This is a genomic window from Celeribacter sp. ULVN23_4, from assembly GCF_054788345.1.
In genome coordinates this window covers 114960-140387 of record NZ_JBTVYO010000003.1, presented here as the reverse complement: position 1 = coordinate 140387, position 25428 = coordinate 114960, and the positions used below count along the sequence as shown (strand labels likewise).

Sequence of the window (25428 nt, the reverse complement as noted above, 5' to 3'; positions counted from 1 at the left end):
GGAGAGACGCCATGCCGAGCTACACGGCTCCAACGAAAGACATTCAATATGTTCTGCACGATGTGCTGAACATTTCCGGCTCCGATATTCCGGGGTATTCCGATCTTGAGCCCGAGTTTACCGAGGCCATTTTGGACGCTGCGGGGCAGCTTGCCTCCGAAGTGATTGCCCCGCTGAACGTCGTCGGCGACAAGGAAGGCTGCACCTTCGAAAACGGCGTGATCACCACGCCGACGGGTTTCAAAGACGCTTTTGAACAGGTGAAAGAAGGCGGCTGGCCCGGCCTCGACCTGCCCGAAGAGTTCGGCGGCCAAGGCCTGCCCTATCTGATGAGCACCGCCGTGGGCGAGATGTTCTCCGCCGCCAACCAAGCCTTTACCATGTATCAGGGCCTGACCCACGGTGCCGCCTCCGCGATCCTCGTGCACGGCACGGATCAGCAAAAGGCGACCTACCTGCCGAAAATGACCTCCTGTGAATGGACCGGCACGATGAACCTGACGGAACCGCATTGCGGCACCGATCTGGGACTCATGCGCACGAAGGCCGAACCGCAGGCGGATGGCTCCTACAAAATCTCCGGCCAGAAGATTTTCATCTCGGCGGGCGATCACGACATGTCGTCGAACGTCATCCACCTCGTGCTGGCCAAGATTGTCGGCGGCCCCGAGGGGATCAAAGGCGTGTCGCTCTTCATCGTGCCGAAATATGTCGTCGATGAGAACGGCAATCCGGGCGCGAAGAATGGCGTCTCTGTCGGCTCCATCGAAGAGAAAATGGGCATCCACGGCAACTCCACCTGCGTCATGAACTATGACGAAGCGACGGGGTATCTTCTGGGCTCCGAGCACAAGGGCATGCGCGCCATGTTCACCATGATGAACGAAGCGCGTCTTGGTGTGGGCATGCAAGGTTTGGCTCAGGCCGAAGCCGCCTATCAGAACGCCGTGATCTACGCCAAGGACCGCCTGCAAGGCCGCGCTGTGACCGGCGTCGCGAACCCGGACGGCCCCGCCGATCCGCTGATCGTCCACCCGGACATTCGCCGCAACCTGATGGATCAGAAAAGCTTCATCGAAGGGGCTCGCGCCTTCATGCTCTGGGGCGCACAGCTGATCGACCAAGCGCACCGTTCTGAGGACAAAGACGCTGACGGGCTGATCTCTCTGATGACCCCAGTGCTCAAGGGCTTCCTGACCGACAAGGGCTATGAGGCGACCGTGAACGCGCAGCAGGTCTACGGCGGCCACGGCTATATCGAAGAATGGGGCATGTCCCAATTCACCCGCGACGCCCGGATCGCCATGATCTACGAAGGTGCCAACGGTGTGCAGGCACTTGATCTCGTCGGCCGCAAACTCGCGACCGATGGCGGCAAGCACGTCATGGCCTTCTTCGAGATGGTGAAGAGCTTCTGCAAAGAGAACGGCGAAGGCGATATGGCGGAGTTCGTGACCCCGCTGAAAAACGCTTCGAAAGACCTGCAAGGCGCGGGCATGTTCTTCATGCAGAATGGCATGAAGAATCCGAATGCGGCGCTGTCCGGCTCTTATGACTTCATGCATCTCTTCGGCTATGTCTGCCTTGGCCTGATGTGGGCGCGGATGGCGAAGGTCTCCCTCGCCGCGCTCGAAAACGGCACGGATGATCCCGAGTTCCACCAGAACAAGCTGACCACCGCGCGCTATTACATGGCCCGCCAGCTGCCGATGACCGGCGCGCTTCTCAAGCGCATCGAGAGCGGCGCCGATCCGGTGATGACTCTCCCCGCCGAAGCGTTCTAAGCTGCGCGCAACCCGAGACTGAGGCCCCCGCCCACCACGGCGGGGGTCTTTCTATTTGAAGCGTCTGAAAAGACGAAATGACGGAGCGTAATCATGCCGAAGCGGTTCAGAATGACGCGGCGTTTTCCTGTTTCCATGACCGAAGACGGGTATCGTCGCCTCAGGCAGTTCGCGAGGGAGGCGGGCTTGGACGAGGGAGAGGCTTTGTCTTTCCTGTTCGAGAATTTCTCCTCCGTCACGGATGAAGAAAAGCTGACGCACCGCCTGCGCCTGTTCAATTCCGAACTGGCCGGGCGCAAACGCTGACGATCGAGACTGGCCTGTAGGCCGGACCCTGAGGAGGACTGAATGACTGAAGCCTATATTTACGACGCCCTGCGCAGCCCGCGCGGCAAGGGGCGCAAGGACGGGAGCCTGCACGAGGTGACCTCGGCCGCACTCTCCGCACAGATGCTGAACGCCGTGAAAGAGCGCAACGGGCTTGAAGGCCACGCGGTCGAAGACGTGATCTGGGGCAACGTCACGCAGGTCGGCGAACAGGGCGGCTGCCTTGCGCGGACCGCCGTGCTGGCCTCCGATCTCGACCAGAGCATACCGGGTCTCGCGATCAACCGTTTCTGCGCCTCCGGCATGGAAGCCGTCAACATCGCCGCCAACCAAGTCAAAGGCGGGGCCGGCATGGCCTATATCGCCGGCGGCGTCGAAATGATGGGCCGGGTCGCCATGGGCTCCGACGGCGCGGCGATTGCCGTGGACCCGGCCTTGGCGATGAAAACCTATTTCGTGCCGCAGGGCATCTCGGCGGACATCATCGCCACCGAATATGGGTTCTCCCGCGAAGAAGCCGATGCGCTTTCCGTTGAATCGCAAAACCGTGCGGCGGCGGCTTGGGCCGACAACCGCTTCGCGAAATCCATCGTGCCGGTGAAGGACATCAACGGGCTGACCATCCTCGACCGCGACGAATACATGCGTCCGGGCACGACCGTGGACGCCCTCGGCAGTCTCAAAGCTTCCTTCAAGGACATGGGCGAGGTGATGCCGGGCTTCGACAAGATCGCGCTGATGAAATATCCGCATCTTGAGAAGATCAACCACATCCACCACGCCGGGAACTCCTCCGGCATCGTCGATGGCTCCGCCGCCGTTCTGATCGGCAACAAAGAGTTCGGCGAGAAATACGGCCTGAAACCGCGTGCCCGCATTCGGGCGACCGCCAAGATCGGCACCGATCCGACCATCATGCTCACCGGCCCGGTTCCGGTGACGGAGAAAATCCTCAAAGACAGCGGCATGTCGATCAACGACATCGACCTGTTCGAGGTGAACGAAGCCTTCGCCGCTGTGGTCATGCGCTTCATGCAGGCCTTCGATGTCGATAGCTCCAAGGTCAACGTCAACGGCGGTTCCATCGCCATGGGCCACCCGCTCGGCGCGACCGGCGCGATCATCATCGGCACGCTCTTGGACGAATTGGAACGCACTGGCAAAGGCACAGGCCTGGCCACGCTCTGCATCGCATCCGGCATGGGTGCGGCCACGATCATTGAGCGCGTGTAAGGGAGGCAACGCATATGACCGATTTTCATTATTCCGTAGACGCGGACGGCGTCGCGACCATCACCTGGGACATCCCGAACAAATCCATGAACGTGCTCTCAATGGAGGGCATCGCCGAGCTGGATAGCTGCATCGACAAGGCGCTTGGCGACGAGGCCGTCAAAGGCATCGTCGTGACCTCCGGCAAGGACACCTTTGCGGGCGGCATGGACCTGAACATCATCGCCAAGATGAAGGACGCCGCCGGTGACAACCCGGCGCAGGGTCTCTTTGACGGGCTGATGGGCATGCATGCCATCCTGCGCAAGCTTGAGCGCGCTGGCATGGACCCGAAAACCAACAAGGGTGGCAAACCTGTGGCCGCTGCCCTGCCCGGCACGGCGCTCGGCATCGGCTTGGAACTTCCGCTCTCCTGTCACCGCATTTTCGCCGCCGACAACCCGAAGGCCAAGATCGGCCTTCCGGAAATCAAGGTCGGCATTTTCCCCGGCATGGGCGGCACGACGCGCGTTTCGCGCATGATCGGCGCGATGGCGGCAGCTCCGATTTTGCTCGAAGGCAAGATGCTTGACCCGAAGAAAGCCAAGGCTGCGGGGATCATTCAAGAGGTCGTGGAACCCGGTGAGTTGCTGGCAAAAGCAAAAGAATGGGTGCTCAACGCAAAAGACGCGGACATCGTGAAACCCTGGGACGCCAAAGGCTGGAAAATGCCCGGCGGCGCACCTTATCACCCTGCTGGTTTCATGACCTTCGTCGGCGCTTCCGCCATGGTCAACGGCAACACACAGGGCGTCTATCCGGCGGCGAAAGCACTTCTGTCTGCGGTCTACGAAGGCGCTCAGGTGCCGTTTGACACCGCGCTCAAGATCGAAGCGCGCTGGTTCACACATGTGCTGATGAACCCGTCGTCTTCCGCGATGATCCGGTCCTTGTTCATCAACAAGGAAGCGCTTGAAAAAGGTGCGAACCGCCCCGAGGTCGCCGATCAGACCGTGAAAAAAGTCGGCGTCTTGGGCGCGGGCATGATGGGCGCGGGCATTGCTTATGTCTCTGCGAATGCGGGCATCGAGGTCGTGCTGATCGACATGAAGCAAGAGGCCGCGGACAAGGGCAAAGCTTACTCTGAGGCCATCCTCGACAAAGGCATCAGCCGCAAAAAGGTGACGCCCGAGAAGAAAGAGCAAGTGCTGTCGCGCATCACCGCGACCACCGATCTGGACGCTCTGAAAGGCTGTGATCTGATCGTTGAGGCCGTGTTCGAAGACATCGGCGTCAAGGCGGAGATGACCAAGAAGGTTGAGGCGATCGTCGGCGAAGACTGTATCTTTGCCTCCAATACCTCGACGCTTCCGATTACTGAACTGGCCAAAGCCTCCGTGCGCCCGGAGCAATTCATCGGCATCCACTTCTTCTCCCCTGTCGACAAGATGCTCCTCGTCGAGATCATCAAGGGCAAAGGGACCGGCGATGTGGCCGTGGCGAAAGCGCTCGATTACGTGCGCCAGATCCGCAAGACGCCGATCGTCGTCAATGACGCGCGCTTCTTCTACGCCAACCGCTGCATCATCCCCTACATCAACGAGGGTGTGCGTATGGCCGCCGAGGGTGTGGACCTGCCGCTGATCGAGAATGCCGCCAAGCTTCTGGGCTTCCCGCTCGGTCCGCTTCAGCTCATCGACGAGACCTCGATTGATCTGGGTGTGAAAATTGCCAAGGCGACGAAAGCCGCCATGGGCGACGCCTACCCGGACGAGGCCGTGGACGAGGTGGTGTTCTGGATGTTTGATCAGGGCCGTCTCGGCAAGAAAGCCAACGCGGGCTTCTACGAGTACGACGAGAAGGGTAAACGCGGCTTCCTCTGGGAGGGCTTCAATACTGAGTTCCCTGTGGCCGACGCCCAGCCCGATCTCGACGAGGTGCAACATCGCCTGATGATGGCACAGGTGCTGGAAGCCGTCCGTGCGCTCGAAGAAGGCGTGTTGGAAGACATCCGCGAAGGCGACGTCGGTGCGATCCTCGGTTGGGGCTTTGCCCCTTGGTCCGGCGGGCCGTTTAGCTGGCTCGATATCATCGGCGCGGCCAAAGCGGTCGAGATTTGCGACAATCTCACCGCCACGCATGGTCCGCGCTTCGAGACGCCGAAACTGCTGCGCGAGATGGCAGCCTCTGGTGAGACCTTCTATGGCCGGTTCGGCACAGGCGTGGACAGCAAAGCCGCCTGATCCGAACGGTCATCTAAACGAGGCCAAGATAAAGCCCTCCTCTCCGGGAGGGCTTTTTCATGCGTCGTTTTTGGCGAGTTCGGCGAACATCTCACGGCCTTGAAGCTGCGGCGCCATGGTGCACCAGCGGTCCTCGACCTGCACCCAATGGGCGTCAATTTCTTCGGCGTGAACGATGATGCGCCCCGGCTCGGTCGTGACCGGTGCGACGATGAGATTGAGAAACAGCGCAAGCGCTTCGGCTGAGATACACATGTGCGGGCTCCGTTAGATCAACTGACCCTCGCATCCTCCCCGCACGAGGTTCCTGTCAGATTACTGCGGATCCTTTAAAAGCCCCTAGACAATGCTGCGTTGCGGCATAGAAAGAAGGGCCTTTGCGTGTTTTTTGAGCAAAGGCCCGTCATTTCGATGATGATTTGGCAATTAAGGGGCGGGTAAAAGATCACCGGACCCCGTGCTGCGCGCTCGGGATCCGGTGCCCTGCCTCATGCGAAGGGACACGCACGTGATCAGGAGTTCGCCGCGGCGCACGTCCAAGTGGCATCCATAGCCTGATGTTCCATGAACTGATTGCGTTTCAATACGCCGATGAATGCATCCGCTTCATCATCAGAAAGAACATCATAATCGGTGAGATCACGCGGCTTCATCAATCCGCCGCCGATCAGATCTTCCTGGACAGGACAATGGAACAAGGCGCCGACATGGGCGAACACGACCTGTTCCTCGTCGAAATGAAGCGCACTGACCTGTACGGGGATGACAACCTCAACCCGTTCGATCCCGTTGTACCCTTCGAGAGAATGCGCAGGGATCAGGGTGAACGGATCACCAAAGAACTCATCGCCCAGATCGCTTTCCACCATCACCGGCTGATCCGGCATCAGCTGCATCTGTGTCTTGTTGCCGAGAACGCCTTTGGGCACATTCAAGACATGACGCTCTGCCACTGGCGCGCTGTGGTTGAGCCCCACCCAGCTTCGTGTGACCCCGCGCAGAACCTGCAACCCGTTGTCGAAAGTGAGAACGCGATCTCCGGGAACAAGCGCATTGACGTCGCACCAGCCTCGGCCCGTTGCCACCTTGTTCCCTGTGATGATCCCGGACGTCACGGTAAAATCATCCGTACCCTGATAGGTGCCATCCCAGCTTCCGGAGCGCTCAACGACGTCGCGCAGAGGCTGTTTTTGCAACATTCGACCCAGTTTCATCATCGCGCCTTTCCCATCAGGAAACCCCGCAACCTCAGGTTTTAGGGGCTTAGATTTTCAACAACCTTAGGGAACTCAGCTTCTGCGGTCACAGTTCGGCACAAATCGGGCGCAAATGCGTCATTGATCCGTGAATTATCCCAATGCCAGTTTCAACTTGAGGACTGTCGCCCACAGACGGACAATAAATGAGTTTATTTCAACCAGGAGGAGAGAAAAAACGCCAACTTGCGGAAAATGCCCTCTATTTCGCCCGATTGTCACCACAGTGTCGGAGTGATTCGAAGGAAAATTCCGCCTCTGCCGCCTAATTATGTCGAACTCGACCCAAAAACCGTTTCGCCGTCACATTTCCGCCCCGAAGACATCAAATCTGTAAGCAAATCGGGCAATATCTTGCGCTGCGATCCGCGAAACCGTTTCTGCATCGCGATCTGAATAGAAACTCCGATAGTCCCGCGCACGTTTCGAGGCGTTCACGCGCGCAATCGGAGAGAGGTCAAATCCCAAGTGCTGCCAGAGCGGCACCAGATCCGCCTCAAGCGCCTCAAGGCGGATATAATGACTGGCTCGCTCACCCCCTGCCCCATCACACATGTAGCTCCCATAAGGGGTCGACAGGCTTTGAAGAATCTCCGGTGCATTCAAGAACTCGGAAAAGCCCGACGCCTTTGCGCGCCTTACCGCCGGGTGATCCCAGTCCTGCGTTTGCAGCCAGTGATAATAGGACACGATCCGGTCCCAAGGATTTCGCACCAGCGTGAAGATGAAATAAGCATCGAAGTCCTCGCGCTCCACCACGCCTTCGATGTCGGCAAGCGTCGCGTGCTTCCAAAGCTTTCCTGCCGCAGACAGCTTTTTCACCCGCCCCCGACGCTTCACCGCTTTAGGCGTATCACCGATCAGAATGTCATCGGCCTTCGCCCGCGCTTCCAAAGCCTGCGCCAAAGCCGTGCCTCCCGTTTTCGGGATATGCACGAAGATATAGCGACGGCCGGGTGAAATGATCATGCGAGCACCCTAACTCAGCTTATGATCCCAGCCCAGAGCGATTGTCGCCCCGGCTGTTCCCGGTTAGAGTGCCGCCAAACAGAGGAAAGAGCATCCCGCGCATGATCGCGCTCACCGAATTCGAACGACTTGAAGCGCCCGGTCTCTGGCTTCCCGAAGGGGAGAGCCAGCGCAAACCCGTGATTGTGTCCGTGGGAGAGGCCACCCTGACCCTGTCGGAATCGCGCACAGATGGACAACCGCTCACTCATTGGTCTTTGCCAGCCATCGAGCAGATTACACCTGAAGGCGAAACTCCAATCCGTTATCGCCCCGCCCCCGACAGCACGGAAGAGCTGGAGATCGACGACGAGCTGATGAACGAGGCGATAGCCCGCATCCGCCGCGCCATCGACCGCAGTCGCCCGCACCCCGGACGTTTGCGCAATGGGCTGATCGGTGTGGCTGTCGCCGCCCTGATCGGGCTCGGGGTCTTCTGGCTGCCGAATGCGCTCATTCGCCAAGCGGTCACCATTGTGCCCTCTGTCTCCCGCGCAGAAATCGGTCAGGAATTGCTGGATCGGATCAAGCGCCTGTCCGGTGCGCCTTGCGACACGGTGCATGGCGCGCGTGCGCTCAACAAACTGAAAACCCGGCTCATCCCCGGTGGCGGCGGACAGATCGTCGTCGTGACCAGTGGCGTTGCCGTTTCGCAGCATCTTCCCGGCGGCATCGTGCTTTTGAACCGCTCCGTGGTCGAAGATCACGAAGACCCGGATGTCGCGGCGGGGTATGTCTTGGCCGAAATTGAACGCGCACGCGAAGAAGACCCGCTGGAGCGCTTGCTGCATGAGGCCGGGCTCTTCACGTCTCTGCGTCTTTTGACCACCGGCCATATTCCGGCGGAAGTGCTCGACGCCCATGCTGAGAGCCTTTTGACCGCACCGCTGACGAATCCGAACCCGGCAAAGCTCATTGCCACCTTCGCCAGCGCCGAAGTGCATAGCGCCCCATACGCCTATGCGCTCGACATCACCGGCGAGAGCGTCTTGCCCCTCATCGAGGCGGATGGCGTCCAGATCGAAACCACGCGCCCGGTCCTGACCGATGGGGATTGGGTCGCGCTACAGGGGGTCTGCGGCGGCTGAAACCGCCCTCCCAGAAAAAGAAATCCCCCGCCAAATGCGGGGGTTTCTTTTTATTGTTCTGCCTCTGTAACTCAACGCTTACTTGCGTGCGAATGCGTCCCCATAGCCGGCTCCACGGACCGACGCCAAAGCGGACAGGGTTTGCTCGGGCCGGGAGAAAGGTCCGGCCAGAACAATCTTCAGAGGCTTTCCACCACGGTGCAGGATCTGCGACGAGACCGGATAGCCCATTGCCGAGAGACGCGCGATGGAGCGCTCGGCATTCTCGGGCACCCCGAAGGTGCCCACCTGAACATAGCGCAAGGTTTGCGCCGTCGGGGTTTGCTGCGGCTTCACCGCAGCAGTCGAAACCGCAGCGGGTACGCGCTGAGGCGCGGCCGATTTGGTCGACATCTGAACCGGAGCCGCATCCTGTGGAGCCGCTTGCACCGTGCGGTACTGCGTGACGCGCGGACCAAACAGCCATTGCCAGAAGGTTTTCTTGTGCGGCGCATAGAGACCGTAGGCCGGTGTCGTCTGGCTCCAGACCTGCGCCATCTGCAAATCGCCCCGCGCGGTCAAAGGACCACGGTTCGGATTCAACCGACCGTCCGTCCAAGCCCGGCTATAGCCCGGCGGCAATGACCCGGCCACGGGGGCAGGCAGATTATAGCTTGCAACACCCGCCGCGCGGGCCACCTGATTGCGATTGGCATTGTATGAGGACAGCCGCGCCTCTTCCCGAGCCTTCACGTAATCCGACGGATGAACCGCCTGAGGACCGCAGCGCACGGCATAACGTCCGTTCAAATCCATATATTGCGCAGCCGCGCCAAGATAATTCGCGCAGGCACCAGAAGGGTCTTGCGCCGGGGTCGCCGGAGCGGGAGGCGTCGGCTCGTTCACCATTACCGTCGGCAAAGGCGTCGTCACGGGAGCAGGCTCGACCGCAATCGGCGTGCGGCGTACAGGCACGCGGACCAGTGTCGGCTCGGTCGTCGTGAGGCTCCCGCCATCAGCGGTGCGCACGGTGATCCCGGCAGGCAAACGCTTGAGAATATAATCCACGTCACCGGTGGAGCAGAGCATCTGTCCGCCCGCTTCCGTCGCAACACAGCCGCGTTCACCGACCGTTTTACCCTCCAAAGCTTCAAGCGGCGGCAGAGCAGGCGCTTTTTCTACAGATGCTTGCTGCACCGGCGCTTTGGGCGTCGCGGCTTGCGCCGTCACGGGAGCTTGAGGCTCGATCAACGCGGAGGCCACCGTTGCCATCGGTTGTTCTTGAACGGTCTTCGATGTGGGCGCTGCGGGCTTGGTCGGCACCGTTTGAGCCGTCGCCACTTGGCTGGGGGCCGGATCGGGGATCACGGGCAACTGATCTTCGACATTGGCAAATGTCGGTTTGAAACCACAGAGCACTTTGCGGTCACGTGTGACGCGCGGCACCCAATGCACGGAAGCACCATCGCCCGCCCGCACATAGACGCAGCCCCGGCTGTCGACATATTGCGTGCCCTTATAGGACACCGGCGGAAACTCCGCCGGCGTGTCCGAATTGTAGAGCGATTGCGCATTGGCCTGATGATACCCGACGACGGATACCCCCAGTGTCGCCAACGCCAGCGCGACAGAAATCGTCCTAGCAGCCTGCATTATGTGGCCTCACACAATTTATTGTGTTCGAGCCTAACCCAGAACCGATTCGCTGTTAAGAGGGCAAATCGCTTATTTTGTGCCGAAGATACGGTCGCCCGCATCCCCTAGGCCGGGGACAATATATCCATGCTCGTTGAGCTTCTCGTCCACAGCGGCTGTGACGATCGGCACATCCGGATGGGCTTCTTTCATCCGCGCGATGCCTTCCGGAGCCGCCAGAAGGCAGAGGAACCGAATGTTCTTCGCGCCCGCCTCCTTGAGCTTATCAATCGCTGCGACCGAAGAGTTGCCGGTGGCAAGCATCGGATCGACCGCGATCACGAGGCGGCTCTCAAGATCGTCCGGCACTTTGAAATAGTATTCGACCGGTTGAAGGGTTTCTTCATCCCGATACAGGCCAACAAAGCCGACACGCGCAGACGGGATCAGTTCGAGGATGCCGTCAAGGAAGCCGTTGCCAGCCCGCAGGATCGAGATCAGCGCCAATTTTTTGCCATCGAGCGTCGGCGCTTCCATCTCCATCAGCGGCGTCTCAACGGTTTTCATCGTCATCTCAAGCTCGCGGGTGATCTCGTAAGCCAGAAGCAGAGAAATCTCACGCAGCAGCTGACGGAACCCCGCCGTCGAGGTCTCCTTGTCGCGCATGATGGTCAGCTTGTGCTGGACAAGCGGGTGTTTCACAACGGTCAGGTGATCAAGCATCGGTTGGCTCCAGTTTCTTGGCGACCGCAGTACGGGTCGCTTCATCGCAAAAGGCCGCATCCAGAGCGGTCTTGTTCAACTCCATGAAATCCGCCTCTTCCCAGCCGAAGGTCTCGGCGAGGCGGTCGAATTCATAACGCATGGTGGAATGGAAAAACGGCGGATCGTCGGTGGACACGGTGACTTTGACACCGCGCTTGCGCAAATCCGCAATCGGATGGTCCGACCATTTCGGATAGACCTGAAGCGCCACGTTCGAGCCAGGGCAGACTTCGAGCACGATCCCGGCCTCGGCGATCTCTTCGACCAGCGCGAGATCTTCGATGGCGCGCACACCATGGCCGATGCGCTCGACCTTCAGGTCACGAATGGCGTCTCGGACACTCTCAGGCCCGCCCCATTCGCCCGCATGGGTGGTGAGCCGCAAGCCAGCCTCGCGCGCCATGTCAAAGGCGTATTTGAAATCGCCCTGTTTCCCCATGGCCTCGTCGCCCCCCATGCCGAAACCAGTGACGAAATCACCCACGGTTTCCTGCGCACAGGCCGCTGTTTTCTTGGCCTGATCCGGTCCGAAATGGCGCACACAGGTCGGGATCGCGCGCATCACAATGCCCGCCTCCGCTTCCATCTCATCCGCAGCCTGTTTGATGGCAGCAAGGTAGTCTTTCCAAGCCTCGACATCGCCACCGCCACAGAAATCGGGAGCGAGGAAGCTTTCGGTATAGATCACATTCGACGCGACGCTTTCTTCAAGGACGGCACGGGTCAGACGATAGTAATCCTGTGGCGTTTTCAGAACCGAAGTCGCCGCCTCATAGACCTTCAGGAAATCCCAAAAGTCCTTGTACCTGTAAGCGCCTTTCTCATCGAAAATGCCGGAGAGATCGACATTCTGCTCCGCCGCCAGACCGCGAATGAACGCGGGCGGGGCAGCGCCTTCAAGATGCATGTGCAGCTCAATTTTCGGCATATGGGAAACGCTCAAAGGGAACTCCTTCACAGAAAACTTTTCCCCGGGCCTTCCGCCTCAATCCCGAGGTGATCTGCGAGCGACGCCGCCACATCGGAAAAGGCCACGGGGCCGATGGGTTTGAGACCAAGTCCGTAGCCCAGAACCGGCACCTGTTCGCGGGTGTGGTCCGTGCCCGTCCAAGTCGGGTCATTGCCGTGATCAGCAGTGAAAATCAAAAGATCGCCCTCCCGTGCGCGCTCAAAGAGGCGCGGCATCTGGCTGTCGAACCACTCAAGATGACGTGCATAGCCCGACACATCGCGGCGATGGCCATAGAGGCTATCGAATTCAACGAAATTGGCGAAGGTGAAAGAACCGTCCGGCGCTTCGTCCATCACGTCACAGAGGTGATCGAACAGCACGCGATCCGTGCCTTTGCGCACTTCATCAAGCCCCTGCATCGAGAAGATATCGCCGATCTTCCCGACGGCATAGGTCGCCCGCCCCGCCGCTTTTGCCCAATCACAGATCGTCGGAGACGGTGGCGCGATGGCGTAGTCGTGGCGATTGCCGGTCCGGGTGAAGCCCTCCTCCGGCGATCCGATGAAAGGTCGCGCAATGACGCGCCCGATTTTCATCGCGTGCAGCGTCGGCGCAATGTCCTCGCAGAGCTTCAAAAGACGATCGAGGCCAAAATGCTCTTCATGCGCAGCAATCTGGAACACGGAATCCGCGGAGGTGTAGCAGATCGGCCAACCGGTCTCGATATGCTTGGCACCGAACTCCTTGATCACTTCCGTCCCGGAAGCGTGGCAATTCGCAAGCGTGCCACCCGCGCCGCAAAGCTTCGCCGTCTTGTCCATCAAGTCCTGCGGGAAAGAGGGATGCTCATTCGGAAAATAATGCCAGTCCCACGGCACCGGCACGCCCGCCAGCTCCCAATGGCCCGATGGGGTGTCCTTGCCCGGGCTGACCTCTGCGGCCACGCCGTAAAGACCTTCCGGCATCGCCTCCAGGCCCGGCGCGGGATCGGAAGTCGCATGCGCCATCGCCGCGCCCAGCCCGAGGGCATCGAGGTTCGGCAGTCTCAAAGGCCCGGAACGACCCTCTTCCGCCCGCCCTTCGGCACAGGCCTGTGCGATATGGGCAATGGTATTCGCGCCATTGTCGGGGCGCGTTCCGTTGAAAAACTCATCGGCGTCAGGCGCACCGCCCAAACCGACGGAATCCATCACAATCAAAAAAGCTCTGGTCATAAAATCACGCTCATCATTACGACACCTTCTCATACACCAATGGCGGCTCGACCGGAGCGTCTTTTGCCACTTGGATCGCGGCCCGGATCGTCGCCTCCGCCTGATCCGCCTCCTCCACGGTGCGCGCATGGATCGTGGCCATCAGGCTGTCTTCATCGAGATATTCTCCGATCATGCAGAAATTGGAAAGCCCCACGGCGGGGTCGATCTTTTCACCGCCCTTGAGCCGCCCGCCGCCAAGATGCACGACCGCCATGCCCAAGGCATGCCCGTCCATTTTGGATGCGTAACCGGACACGCCCGCCGTCACATCGCGCACGACAGGCGCGGAGGGCAGACGGTCCCGCCAATGATCGACGAAATCGGCCGGTCCGCCCAGTTCCGTGATCATCCGCCCGAAACGCTCTGCGGCAGATCCATCCGTCAGCGTGTCCCGCACCGCCCATGTCGCCTGATCCAAATCGTCAGAGAGGCCGCTTAGCACCATCAGCTCACCGCCCAGCGCACAGGTTGCGTCGCAGAGGATGTTGTCCACCTCCCCTGTCGTCAGCGCATCCATCACCGCCATGACTTCCAAAGCATTGCCAAGCGACGGGCACAGCGGCTGGTTCATATCCGTGATCAAGGCGGAGGTTTTGCATCCTGCACCGTTCGCCGTGGCCACAAGGCTTTGCGCCAGCGCACGGGCATCTTCGAGCGTCGTCATGAACGCGCCGGAACCGCATTTGACATCAAGCACAAGCGCTTCGAGCCCCGCCGCGAGTTTCTTGGACAGGATAGAAGCGGTAATCAGGTCGATGCTCTCAACAGTGCCAGTCACATCCCGGATCGCATAAAGCCGCTTGTCGGCGGGCGCGATGGCGCCAGAGGCCGACACGATGGCGCAACCGACCTGCTCGACGATCTCGTGGAACCGCTCATCCGACACTTCGGTTTTAAGGCCGGGAATGGCTTCCAACTTGTCGAGCGTCCCACCCGTATGACCGAGACCACGCCCGGAGACCATCGGCACATAGGCCCCGAGTGCCGCCAGCGCCGGAGCAAGCAAAAGCGACACGCAATCACCGACGCCGCCGGTCGAATGTTTATCGATTGCCGGGGCGGGCAAGTCCCAGCGCATCACATCGCCACTGTCGCGCATCGCCAGCGTCAGAGCCACACGCTCCGGGTCTGACATCCCGTTTAAAAGCGCAGCCATGGCAAAGGCCCCGGCCTGCGCATCCGTCACGGCTCCAGTCGCCAGCCCCTGTGCAAAGAGGGTCAGCTCCGCCTCGTTCAAAGGCTGATGATCGCGCAGTTTCTCGATGATCTGACGGGCGTCCATGATCACTCCATATGATCGGGGGTAAAGGCCCCCGGCAACAATTCCGCCACCGTCAGGGTCAGAACCTTGCCCGTGCGCGACATCATACTCACCTTGACGTCCGGCCCCGCGAATTCGCGGATTTTCTGGCGGCAACCACCACAGGGCGGCACGGGCTCGTCACTATCGCCAATCACGGCAACTTCGGCGATCTCGGTTTCCCCGCCCATGACCATGGCAGCAATCGCTCCGGCCTCGGCGCAGGTGCCTTCCGGGTAGGCGACATTCTCGACATTCACGCCCGTGAACACCGCGCCAGATGTCGTGCGGATCGCCGCCCCGACACGAAAGTTCGAATAGGGCGCATAGGCCTTCGGCTGAGCCTTTTGGGCCTCATCGAGCAGAGACATGGATCACCTCATTTTTGACGGTTTGGTCAAGACTGCGCCGCCCCCGTAGCGGATGCAAGCAAGATGCGCAAACAGCGCAGACAATCCGCAACAGCGGCGCGTTTGCGCACAGAACAGGCGAAGATTTGCCGCAATATCATATTTCCGTGCAGTTTTGCCTCTATTGCCCTCTTGCGCGCCACCCCGTTGCAGGCGTAGAGGCAATGCAAACTGGGACGTGACGCAGAGTAAGAAATTTAGTTTAACACTAAACAACATATCAGACATGCCGCTCACAGACCTTAAGCAGACAGGGAGAGCCCCATGCCGACGGAAAGCCGCACAACCGATCTGAAGCAGGCCGCACTGGACTACCACGAGTTCCCGAAACCCGGGAAACTCGAAATTCGCGCCACGAAACCGATGGCCAACGGTCGCGATCTGGCCCGCGCCTACAGCCCGGGCGTCGCAGAAGCCTGCCTTGAAATCAAAGACGATCCGACCACGGCATCCCGCTTTACCGCACGCGGCAATCTCGTGGCCGTCGTCACCAACGGCTCTGCCGTGCTCGGCCTCGGCAATATCGGCGCCGCCGCCTCCAAACCCGTGATGGAAGGCAAGGCCGTCCTCTTCAAGAAATTCGCCAACATCGACTGTTTCGACATCGAAGTGAACGAAAGCGACCCGGAAAAGCTCGCCGAAATCGTCTGCGCACTGGAGCCGACCTTCGGCGCAATCAACCTCGAAGACATCAAGGCACCCGATTGCTTTGTCGTTGAACAACTTTGTCGTGAGAAGATGAACATCCCGGTGTTCCACGACGACCAGCACGGCACCGCGATCGTCGTCGGCGCGGCAGCCACCAACGCGATGCAGATCAGCGGCAAGAAATTCGAAGACATCAAAGTCGTCTCCACCGGTGGCGGCGCGGCGGGCATCGCTTGCTTGAACATGCTTCTGAAACTTGGCCTGAAACGTGAAAACGTATGGCTCTGCGACATCGCCGGTCTGGTCTATGAAGGCCGCGAAGAAGAGATGACCCCGCAAAAGGCCGCCTTCGCACAGAAGAGCGATCTGCGGACCCTCGACGATGTGATCGAAGGCGCAGACATGTTCCTCGGCCTGTCCGGCCCCGGCGTGCTCAAGCCCGAGATGGTGAAGAAGATGGCGAAAAAGCCGATCATCTTCGCGCTGGCGAACCCGACGCCCGAGATCATGCCCGACGAGGTGAAGAAAATTGCCCCCGACGCGATCATCGCCACCGGACGTTCGGACTATCCGAACCAGGTGAACAACGTGCTCTGCTTCCCGTTCATCTTCCGGGGCGCACTCGACGTGGGCGCTACCGAGATCAACGACGCGATGCAGCTTGGCTGTATCGAGGGCATCGCAGCTTTGGCCCGCGCGACGACGAGCGCGGAAGCCGCCGCTGCCTATCAGGACGAACGTCTCGACTTCGGCCCCGAATACCTGATCCCGAAACCTTTCGATCCGCGCCTCATGGGCGTGGTCGCCTCCGCCGTTGCGAAAGCCGCGATGGAGAGCGGTGTCGCGACCAAACCGGTCGCCGACATGAAGGCCTACAAGGACGCGCTCGACGGGTCGGTCTTCAAATCCGCCCTGATCATGCGCCCGGTCTTTGCCGCAGCCTCGCAAGCCGAACGCCGCATCGCCTTCGCCGAGGGCGAGGACGAACGCGTGCTGCGTGCCGCGCAGGGGATGATCGAGGAAACCACCGACAAGCCGATCCTGATCGGCCGCCCCGAGGTGATCGCCATGCGCGCCGAGCGCGCCGGCGTCAAAATCCGCCCCGGCATCGATTTCGAAGTGGTGAACCCGGAAAACGACAGCCGCTACAAACAATATTGGCAGGCCTATCACGGGCTGATGGCTCGCAAGGGCGTCACGCCCGATCTCGCCAAGGCGATCATGCGCACCAACACCACCGCCATCGGCGCGATCATGGTGCAGCAAGACCACGCCGACAGCATGATCTGCGGCACCTTCGGCCAGTATCTGTGGCACCTCAACTACGTGACCCAGATCCTCGGCACGAAAGAGCACCAGCCGGTCGGCGCGCTCAGCCTGATGATTCAGGAAGACGGTCCGCTCTTCATCGCCGACACCCATGTCCACACCGAACCGACGCCGGAACAGATCGCCGAGACCGTGATCGCCACCGCACGCCATGTCCGCCGTTTCGGCATCGAGCCGAACATCGCGCTCTGCTCGCACTCCGAATTCGGCAACCTGAACTGTATGACCGGTCGTCACATGCGCGCGGCGCTTGAAATTCTCGACTCGGAGCCGCGCGACTTTGCCTATGAGGGCGAGATGCATATCGACAGCGCCCTGACCCCGGATCTGCGCGCCCGCAACTTCCCGCATTCGCGCCTCGAAGGCCCGGCCAACGCGTTGGTCTTCGCGATTGCCGACGCGGCTTCCGGCGTCCGCAACATCCTCAAGACCCGCGCAGGCGGTCTTGAGGTGGGTCCGCTGCTGATGGGCATGGGCAACCGGGCTCATATCGTGACGCCTTCGATTACCTCGCGTGGCCTTCTGAACATGTCCGCCATCGCAGGCACGCCGGTGGCGCATTACGGCTAAGCCTAAAGGCTCTACTCTCGGCCATAACTGACAATCGAAAACCAACGCCCTCCCGAACCGCCGGGAGGGCGTTTTTTGTTTGCAACACGCCCCGCCATCGAGAGAGTTTGCAAACTACATTTTTGGACTTGTTTGCGAAATTTATATAAACATTCACAAGTCATTCTGATAACAAGACTACCGGACGGGGCGCGCTCCGTATGTTTGATCCGAAACTATTCCAAAGCGACTTAGCAGATTTGCAGGGAATCACGGGTCGAGCCATTTACGCCAGACCAGCGAGGAGGACGCAGCGAGTGGCATACAAAGACGTTTACGACGCCTGGAAAGCGGATCCGGAGAAATTCTGGATGGAGGCCGCCGAAGAGGTTCATTGGTACAAGAAGCCCTCGAAAGCGCTTTTTGACGACAAGGCCCCGATTTACGAATGGTTTTCGGACGGGCTGACCAACACTTGCTACAACGCGGTGGATCGCCATGTCGAAGCCGGGCGTGGCGATGAGCTTGCGATCATGCATGAGAGCCCGATCACCCACGCGACCAAGGGCATCACCTACAAGGACTTGCAAAAGCGCGTGGCCTCTCTGGCGGGCGCGCTCAAGATGCGGGGCGTCGAGAAAGGCGACCGCGTCATCATCTATATGCCGATGATCCCGGAAGCGCTCGAAGCCATGCTGGCCTGCGCCCGGATCGGGGCGATCCATTCCGTGGTCTTCGGGGGCTTTGCCGCGCACGAGCTTGCTGTGCGGATTGATGACTGCACCCCGAAAGCGATCATCGCCGCCTCCAGCGGCCTCGAGCCGAACCGCGTCGTGCATTACAAACCGCTTCTGGATGAAGCCATCGAGATTGCGGAGCATAAGCCCGAGTTCTGTGTCATCTTCCAGCGCGAGCAAGAGGTCGCCAAGCTGATCGAAGGACGCGACTTCAACTGGCACGGCTTCCAATACGGCGTCAAACCTGCCGAATGCGTCCCGGTCGAAGGCAACCACCCGGCCTATATCCTCTACACCTCCGGCACCACCGGCCAGCCGAAAGGCGTGATCCGCTCCACGGGCGGGCATCTTGTGGCGTTGAACTGGACGATGAAGAACATCTACAACATCGACGTGGGCGATCGCTTCTGGGCCGCTTCCGATGTGGGCTGGGTCGTGGGCCACAGCTACATTTGCTACGGTCCGCTGATCAAAGGCGCACAGACCATCGTGTTTGAAGGCAAACCGGTCGGTACGCCGCACGCCGGTGTGTTCTGGCGCATCATCCAGAACCAGCGCGTGAAATCCTTCTTCACCGCACCGACGGCCCTGCGGGCGATCAAGCGCGAAGATCCGACCGGCGAATGGATCAAGCGCTATAAACTGCATGACCTGCAGGCGATCTTCCTCGCTGGCGAACGGGCCGATCCGGATACGATCAAATGGGCGCAGGAGAAATTCGGCGTGCCGGTGATCGACCACTGGTGGCAGACCGAAACCGGCTGGGCCATCGCCGCGAACCCACTTGGGATCGAAGAGCTTCCGGTCAAGATCGGCTCACCCTCTGTCGCCATGCCGGGCTATGACATCGACATTCTCGACGAGGCAGGACACCCCGTCCCGGCCGGAGAACTGGGTGCCATCGCGATCAAATTGCCGCTGCCTCCCGGCACGCTGCAAGGTCTCTGGAATGCCGACGAGCGCTATAAAAAGAGCTACCTCACCACTTTCCCGGGTTACTATGAGACCGGCGATGCAGGGATCAAGGATGCGGACGGCTATGTCTACATCATGGCCCGCACCGATGACGTCATCAACGTGGCAGGGCACCGCCTCTCCACCGGCGCGATGGAAGAAGTTCTGTCGGCGCACCCGGATGTCGCAGAATGCGCTGTCATTGGTGTGTCGGACGCTCTGAAAGGCCAATCGCCTCTCGGGTTCCTCTGCTTGAACGCTGGTTGCGACCGTGATCATGCCGAGATCGTCAAGGAAGTCATCCGCGACGTCCGGCAGGAAATCGGCCCGGTGGCCGCCTTCAAACTGGCCTGTGTTGTTGACCGTTTGCCGAAAACGCGCTCCGGGAAAATCCTGCGCGGCACCATGGTGAAGATCGCCGACAACCAACCCTATAAAATGCCCGCGACGATCGACGATCCCGCCATTCTGGATGAGATCAAAGTGGCGCTTCAAGGGTTGGGCTACGCGAAAGAGTTTACTTAAAGGCGAAAAAAAACTCTGTTCCTTAACGCTAGGTTGTTTAAGATTTAAGGAGCAACCAAGTCACGAAACCTTAAACGCGGTCAGACTGGCCGCGTTTTTCGTTGCCTGAGCCAGGTCTTAAATAAGGGGTCAGAATTGAAACAAAGCGACTTGCAAAGCCATACCCTTCTAATCGAAGACGCTGGCCGCCTTTCGCTTTTGGCACATGACGTGCGTGCCACTTACTCCGAATTACAAAGCGCCCTGATCACATTCGGGGACAATCACGAGACATCCCCTGAAGTAGAGCAGGAAATCAGCCGCCTCTCTCATACAAGCGCCCACCTCGGGCGTTTGCTCGACGAAGTCTCACGTGCGCTGTTCCAAAACCACCAAGATCGCCTTTATTCCTCGGTCGTCAGCACGCCGCGCCGAACCCTTGCCGGGCTCGTCGAGCGCTGGCGCAGCATCACGGAGCAACTTGGCTCACAACTCCTGCTGACCGGCGAAGAGCAGATGCCGGAGACCGCGACCTGCGACATGCTCGCCTTTGAACGCGTCCTCTCCAACCTTGTCTCGAATGCCCTGCATCACGCCGGACCGGGGCCGATCTCCATCGATATTTCCCGCTCCGGTCAAGGCGCACATGAAGACCTTCTGGTGCGCATCCGCGATTCTGGCCCCGGCTTTCCGCAGCATATCCTGAACCGTCCCGACGATAGCCCGCTTCCAATTGGATCGGGCGAACCCGGCTCTGGTTTTGGCATCCGAATTGCCTGCCAAGCCATGCAGCATCTCAAAGGTCGTTTGACGCTACAAAACCCGCCCGACGGCGGCGCAGAGGCCAGTATCAGCATTCCGCTGTCAGAACTCGCCCTTCCGGCAGATCACAAGAGCCCCCTGGCGCCGTCCCTGACCGACGGGCTCACAGCCTTGCTGGTTGAAGACAGCACGGCCCTGCGCCTGCAAATGCGCCATCATCTTGAAGGCCTCGGGTGTAGTGTCATCGAAGCCAAAGATGGCATCGATGCCCTGAACATGTTGATGGACAAAAGCGCCCAGATTGACGTCGTCTTTCTGGACATCGAATTGCCGTTGCTGTCTGGAAAACAGGTTCTTTCCATTCTCCGGAGCCGCCATTTGGAGCTGCCTCCGGTGATTGCCATCACGGCGCATGTGTTCGAAAACAATCTGCAAGCCATTCAAGCGGGCGGCGCGGATGTGGTCCTCCGGAAACCGATTTCTACTCGCGCGGAAATTTTGAATGGGATCACCCAAGCTATGCAACAACAGGGCGTTGGCGAGAATACGCATGATCTTACGACCATCCCTGCGCCCAAAGATCCGCCCTCACTCTCGCCCCCCAACCAAGATCCGACGGCCCAGTGTCTGCGCAACATGGTTCGTCATTTGCCCCTGCCCCTCCGCAAAAAGGTTTTGAAACAGGTCTCATCTGATCTGGAAAAGTATCTCGACATAGCTTGGTCTGCAGCACATGCTGCGCCTTCCCCGGAAGCCGAAGCGAACTTGTCGCGCGCGACCCATACGCTTTCTTCGCTTTTCGCGGCAGCTTGCCACAACGAAGCGCGCGGGCTGTCTCAAGCGATGTTCAACACGGCAGACAGGAGAGATACATCAGAAATCATTGCATTTTTGACCCAACTCCGACAAATTTCAGAACACATTCAGAAAACAATTCATTCCATTATAGATAGCGAAACAAACGATTATGTCTCGATCCCCCATCTTGATTGTTGACGATGTCGAGTCACATCTGGCGCTGTTCTCGGCCACCCTAGAGGCAGCAGGTCATAGCGTGATTACGGCAGGTAGTATCAGCGAAGCCCGCGAAATGGCCCTGCACCACAAGCCAGGTATCGCCCTCATCGACGTCGTATTGGCAGACGGCAACGGACTTGACCTCATCGCCGAACTCAAGGACAAACTGCCCTCGCTCAAACCCATCGCGATCACAGCTTTTGCCTCTGTTGATCGCGCTGTGACAGCTATGCAAAACGGCGCTGTTGATTTTCTCGCGAAACCTCTGGACTGCGATCAGCTGCTGACCACGATCTCGAATGTCATCAACGGCCGCAGCATCGGTCAACAAATGGATGATTCCGCCCCGATCACGGGCGCGTTCAATGGCCATACCGGTTCATCACAAGCCATGCGGGACGTGTTGAACACCATCAATGCCGTAGCGGGCTCCGCAGCCCCCGTTTTCATCACCGGAGAAAGCGGGAGCGGAAAAATCATGGCCGCTGAGAGCATTCATCGGCAATCAGGCTTTCGTGACGGCCCCTGCATCATATTCGACTGCTCAACGGCGCCCCCCGACCAAATCGAAGCTCAGCTCATCGGTCACCAGTGGGATGGCGAAGAATCTGGATATGCCGGGCTGATCGCACAGGCAGATGGCGGCACCTTACTGCTTGATGAAATTTGCGCCCTTCCCTTGGCCATGCAGGCCCGTCTTCTTGGCATTCTACAAATCGGTGCCGTCACCCCTTTGGGCAGCCTCACACCGCAACCGGTCAATTTTCGCCTGATCTGCACCTCAACGACAGACCCCCGCGCTGAAGTGACCGCCGGACGTTTCCGCACCGATCTTTTCTACCGCCTAAATGTTGTCCCGCTCCATATCCCCCCATTGCGCGCGCGCGGGATGGATGTTTTGGAAATCGCCGAGACCGAGCTTGATGTCATATGCGCTCGTGAAGGCCGCCCATTCAGAACTCTGTCGCACAATGTGAAGACAATTCTTATGAACCACTCTTGGCCAGGCAATGTGCGCGAACTTATGAATGTTCTGTGGAACATCGCTGTCCTACACGACGCGCCTGTGGTCAACACTTCAGCCCTGCCACCGTATCTGCGCAACGTGCATGCATCGCCTGACTGGACGCAAACACCGGCTTCTGCGGCCTCGACGCTGCCAAACGCCTTCGACGGGAAGACCCTCGCGGAAATCGAGCGCCAAGCCATTGAGCATGCGATCCAAACCGCAGAAGGCTCCATTCCCACGGCGGCCCGAGCATTGGACGTATCGCCCTCAACGCTCTACCGAAAGCTGGAAGGATGGGGCAAACCGGTGCGCAGCAAACGCGAGATTTGATCTCGCGCGCTGCAACCGCAGCCAGATCAAACGAATTGTTCGCGCAGCAAACGCTCTTCAAGCCCGTGCCCCGGGTCAAAAAGGATGCGGTGCTTCACCTTCGGCTCCGAGGCAATTTCGACCCAAAGCACTTTATCCGTATGCCGACTGTCTGCGTCGGCCATGACCGGACGCTTATGCGGCTCCAGAACATCGAAACGCACTTTGGCGGCACTGGGCAAAAGCGCCCCGCGCCAGCGCCGGGGCCGGAACGCAGCCATCGCAGTCAGGGCCAGCACATCCGAGCCAATCGGCAAGATGGGACCGCGTGCGGAATAGTTATAGGCCGTCGAACCAGCCGGCGTGGACACCAGAACCCCGTCGCAGACAAGTTCCTCCATCCGCACCTTACCATCAATCGAGACCTGCAATTTCGCAGCCTGAGGACCGGCGCGCAGCAAGGACACTTCGTTGATCGCCAGCGCTCGGTGCTCACGCCCATCTACGCCAGCGGCGACCATCGAGAGCGGGTTGATCACCTCTTCCTCAGCCTCGGCAAGACGCGCCCCGAGCTCATCTTCCCGGAACTCATTCATCAGAAAGCCGATGGTACCGCAGTTCATGCCATAGACGGGCGTGTCGAGATGCATTGTTCCGTGCAGGGTCTGCAACATGAACCCGTCCCCGCCAAGCGCCACAATCACGTCAGCCTCTTCGAGAGGCACGGACGCATATCGATCAGAAAGCCGTTTCAGAGCGGACTGAGCAATCTCAGCATCGCTGGCGGCAAAGGCAATCTTGACCATCACGGACCCTCTTGGAACAAACTGTTTGCGCCATGACTATCAAAGCATTGCGGGGATTTCATCTTCTTTCATGAGCACGCATTTGCATCCCGCATGTGCGCAGACCGGTGCAAGGATCGGCGTAGGGATAGACGCGTGACGGCGACAAAGGACGCGGATCGGAAACCTTTGCCCCACTATAGGTGGCATCCGCAGGCGGATTCATGATGATTATGCACCGACAAAGGGTTTTCCATTTGTGACAGAATGGCTAATACACGCGCGACACTCCCACGCTGCCAAGGAGCATATCATGACGGCCAATGTCCGCGATTCCGGCTTTTTCACCGAGGCGCTCGCCTCCCGCGACCCTGAGCTGTTCGGCTCGATCACCAAAGAGCTTGGCCGTCAGCGCCACGAGATCGAACTGATCGCCTCCGAGAACATCGTTTCCGCCGCTGTGATGGAAGCGCAGGGTTCCGTCCTGACCAACAAATACGCTGAAGGCTACCCGGGCCGACGCTACTACGGTGGCTGCCAGTTCGTGGACATCGCCGAAAACCTCGCCCGTGACCGCGCGAAAGAGCTGTTCGGCTGCAAATATGTCAATGTTCAGCCGAACTCCGGCTCCCAGGCGAACCAAGGCGTCTACACCGCCCTGCTGCAACCGGGCGACACGATCCTCGGCATGAGCCTCGACGCCGGTGGCCACCTCACCCACGGCGCCAAAGTCAACCAGTCCGGCAAATGGTTCAACGCCGTGCAATACGGTGTGCGCCAGCAAGACCAGCGCATCGACTACGATCAAGTGCAGGAACTCGCAAACGAGCACAAACCGAAGCTGATCGTCGCCGGGGGCTCCGCCATCCCGCGTCAGGTTGATTTTGCGAAAATGCGTGAGATCGCCGACTCGGTGGGCGCTTACCTCATGGTCGACATGGCGCACTTCGCCGGTCTCGTCGCCGGGGGCCAGCACCCGTCGCCCTTCCCCTACGCAGATGTCGCGACCACCACGACGCACAAAACGCTCCGCGGCCCGCGCGGCGGCATGATCCTGACGAACGACGTCGAGATCGCGAAAAAAGTGAACTCCGCCATTTTCCCGGGCATTCAGGGTGGTCCGCTGATGCATGTCATCGCTGCAAAAGCCGTGGCCTTTGGCGAAGCTCTGCGTCCCGAGTTCAAGGAATACGCCAAACAGGTGATCGTGAACGCTCAAGCGCTCGCCGATCAGCTGATGAAAGGCGGCCTCGACATCGTGACCGGCGGCACCGACACCCACGTCCTGCTCGTCGATCTGCGCCCCAAAGGTGTGAACGGTAAAATCACCGAAGCCGCTCTGGAACGTGCGCATATCACCTGCAACAAGAACGGCATCCCGTTCGATCCGGAACCGCCGATGGTCACCTCCGGCGTGCGTCTCGGCACCCCGGCCGGCACCACCCGCGGCTTCGGCGAAGCCGAGTTCCGTCAGATCGCCGACTGGATCGTCGAAGTGGTCGATGGTCTCGCAGCGAACGGTGAAGAGGGCAACGCCGAGGTCGAAGCCAAGGTGAAAGCCGAGGTCGAAGCCCTCTGCGAGAAATTCCCGCTCTACCCGAACTTGTAAG

Annotated in this window: 20 protein-coding genes; 10 read left to right on the top strand and 10 right to left on the bottom strand. The window is 59.7% G+C overall.

All coding sequences use genetic code 11. The features are described from left to right. The first annotated feature begins 11 nt into the window (after nt 1-11). From ACYBHZ_RS09475 to ACYBHZ_RS09460, 4 genes are all read left to right on the top strand, one after another. On the top strand, nt 12-1784 hold the full coding sequence (locus ACYBHZ_RS09475; RefSeq protein ID WP_460274025.1) for an acyl-CoA dehydrogenase C-terminal domain-containing protein: 1773 nt from the start codon (nt 12-14) through the stop codon (nt 1782-1784). A gap of 93 nt (nt 1785-1877) precedes the next feature. Further along, a complete protein-coding gene (locus ACYBHZ_RS09470; RefSeq protein ID WP_096806898.1) occupies nt 1878-2090 on the top strand; it encodes a hypothetical protein in 213 nt (70 codons plus the stop codon). Between the two features lie 42 nt (nt 2091-2132). Further along, nucleotides 2133-3344 (top strand): acetyl-CoA C-acetyltransferase, encoded by a 1212-nt coding sequence (locus ACYBHZ_RS09465; protein WP_460274024.1) that lies wholly within the window; start codon nt 2133-2135, stop codon nt 3342-3344. Between the two features lie 14 nt (nt 3345-3358). After that, nucleotides 3359-5566, top strand: coding sequence for a 3-hydroxyacyl-CoA dehydrogenase NAD-binding domain-containing protein (locus tag ACYBHZ_RS09460; protein ID WP_460274023.1), 2208 nt, complete (start codon nt 3359-3361; stop codon nt 5564-5566). 57 nt (nt 5567-5623) lie between these two features. On the opposite strand, the gene ACYBHZ_RS09455 is transcribed toward ACYBHZ_RS09460, so the two are convergent. The 3 genes from ACYBHZ_RS09455 to ACYBHZ_RS09445 form a co-directional block, all read right to left on the bottom strand. Continuing rightward, nucleotides 5624-5821: a hypothetical protein gene (locus tag ACYBHZ_RS09455; protein ID WP_460274022.1), complete on the bottom strand. Its 198-nt coding sequence runs from the start codon at nt 5819-5821 to the stop codon at nt 5624-5626. A gap of 257 nt (nt 5822-6078) precedes the next feature. Next, the gene (locus ACYBHZ_RS09450; protein ID WP_460274021.1) at nt 6079-6783 is read right to left on the bottom strand and encodes a Hint domain-containing protein; all 705 of its coding nucleotides are present in this window, start codon (nt 6781-6783) and stop codon (nt 6079-6081) included. A gap of 342 nt (nt 6784-7125) precedes the next feature. Continuing rightward, the gene (locus ACYBHZ_RS09445) at nt 7126-7791 is read right to left on the bottom strand and encodes a sulfotransferase family 2 domain-containing protein (protein WP_460274020.1); all 666 of its coding nucleotides are present in this window, start codon (nt 7789-7791) and stop codon (nt 7126-7128) included. 101 nt (nt 7792-7892) lie between these two features. On the opposite strand from ACYBHZ_RS09445, the gene ACYBHZ_RS09440 reads away from it, so the two are divergent. Then, entirely contained in the window at nt 7893-8918 is a 1026-nt protein-coding gene (locus tag ACYBHZ_RS09440) for a hypothetical protein (protein WP_460274019.1), read from the top strand. Nucleotides 8919-8996: 78 nt separating this feature from the next. Here the strand turns inward: ACYBHZ_RS09440 and ACYBHZ_RS09435 are convergent, their stop codons facing one another. The 6 genes from ACYBHZ_RS09435 to ACYBHZ_RS09410 form a co-directional block, all read right to left on the bottom strand. Continuing rightward, nucleotides 8997-10550: an SPOR domain-containing protein gene (locus ACYBHZ_RS09435; RefSeq protein ID WP_460274018.1), complete on the bottom strand. Its 1554-nt coding sequence runs from the start codon at nt 10548-10550 to the stop codon at nt 8997-8999. 72 nt (nt 10551-10622) lie between these two features. Further along, complete coding sequence (gene upp / locus ACYBHZ_RS09430) at nt 10623-11255, bottom strand: uracil phosphoribosyltransferase (protein ID WP_460274017.1); 633 nt, start codon at nt 11253-11255, stop codon at nt 10623-10625. After that, nucleotides 11248-12225, bottom strand: a complete 978-nt coding sequence (locus ACYBHZ_RS09425; RefSeq protein ID WP_460274265.1) for an adenosine deaminase — start codon at nt 12223-12225, stop codon at nt 11248-11250. Before ACYBHZ_RS09425 ends, upp begins: the two co-directional genes overlap by 8 nt. A gap of 26 nt (nt 12226-12251) precedes the next feature. Beyond that, a complete protein-coding gene (locus tag ACYBHZ_RS09420) occupies nt 12252-13463 on the bottom strand; it encodes a phosphopentomutase (RefSeq protein ID WP_460274016.1) in 1212 nt (403 codons plus the stop codon). A 16-nt stretch (nt 13464-13479) separates the two neighbouring features. Further along, nucleotides 13480-14787 (bottom strand): thymidine phosphorylase, encoded by a 1308-nt coding sequence (locus ACYBHZ_RS09415; protein WP_460274015.1) that lies wholly within the window; start codon nt 14785-14787, stop codon nt 13480-13482. A gap of 2 nt (nt 14788-14789) precedes the next feature. After that, nucleotides 14790-15176 (bottom strand): cytidine deaminase, encoded by a 387-nt coding sequence (locus ACYBHZ_RS09410; RefSeq protein ID WP_460274014.1) that lies wholly within the window; start codon nt 15174-15176, stop codon nt 14790-14792. 303 nt (nt 15177-15479) lie between these two features. Here ACYBHZ_RS09410 and ACYBHZ_RS09405 point away from each other — a divergent pair, with 303 nt between their 5' ends. The 4 genes from ACYBHZ_RS09405 (at nt 15480) to ACYBHZ_RS09390 (ending at nt 23054) form a co-directional block, all read left to right on the top strand. Further along, nucleotides 15480-17762, top strand: coding sequence for an NADP-dependent malic enzyme (locus ACYBHZ_RS09405; protein WP_460274013.1), 2283 nt, complete (start codon nt 15480-15482; stop codon nt 17760-17762). A gap of 296 nt (nt 17763-18058) precedes the next feature. Continuing rightward, nucleotides 18059-19957 (top strand): propionyl-CoA synthetase, encoded by a 1899-nt coding sequence (locus ACYBHZ_RS09400; protein WP_460274012.1) that lies wholly within the window; start codon nt 18059-18061, stop codon nt 19955-19957. A gap of 210 nt (nt 19958-20167) precedes the next feature. After that, a complete protein-coding gene (locus ACYBHZ_RS09395) occupies nt 20168-21694 on the top strand; it encodes a response regulator (RefSeq protein WP_460274011.1) in 1527 nt (508 codons plus the stop codon). Then, the gene (locus ACYBHZ_RS09390) at nt 21684-23054 is read left to right on the top strand and encodes a sigma-54-dependent transcriptional regulator (protein ID WP_460274010.1); all 1371 of its coding nucleotides are present in this window, start codon (nt 21684-21686) and stop codon (nt 23052-23054) included. Before ACYBHZ_RS09395 ends, ACYBHZ_RS09390 begins: the two co-directional genes overlap by 11 nt. Nucleotides 23055-23080: 26 nt before the next feature. On the opposite strand, the gene ACYBHZ_RS09385 is transcribed toward ACYBHZ_RS09390, so the two are convergent. Then, on the bottom strand, nt 23081-23842 hold the full coding sequence (locus ACYBHZ_RS09385) for an NAD kinase (protein ID WP_460274009.1): 762 nt from the start codon (nt 23840-23842) through the stop codon (nt 23081-23083). 289 nt (nt 23843-24131) lie between these two features. Here ACYBHZ_RS09385 and glyA point away from each other — a divergent pair, with 289 nt between their 5' ends. Further along, on the top strand, nt 24132-25427 hold the full coding sequence (gene glyA, locus ACYBHZ_RS09380) for a serine hydroxymethyltransferase (RefSeq protein WP_460274008.1): 1296 nt from the start codon (nt 24132-24134) through the stop codon (nt 25425-25427). The last annotated feature ends 1 nt before the right edge of the window (nt 25428 follow it).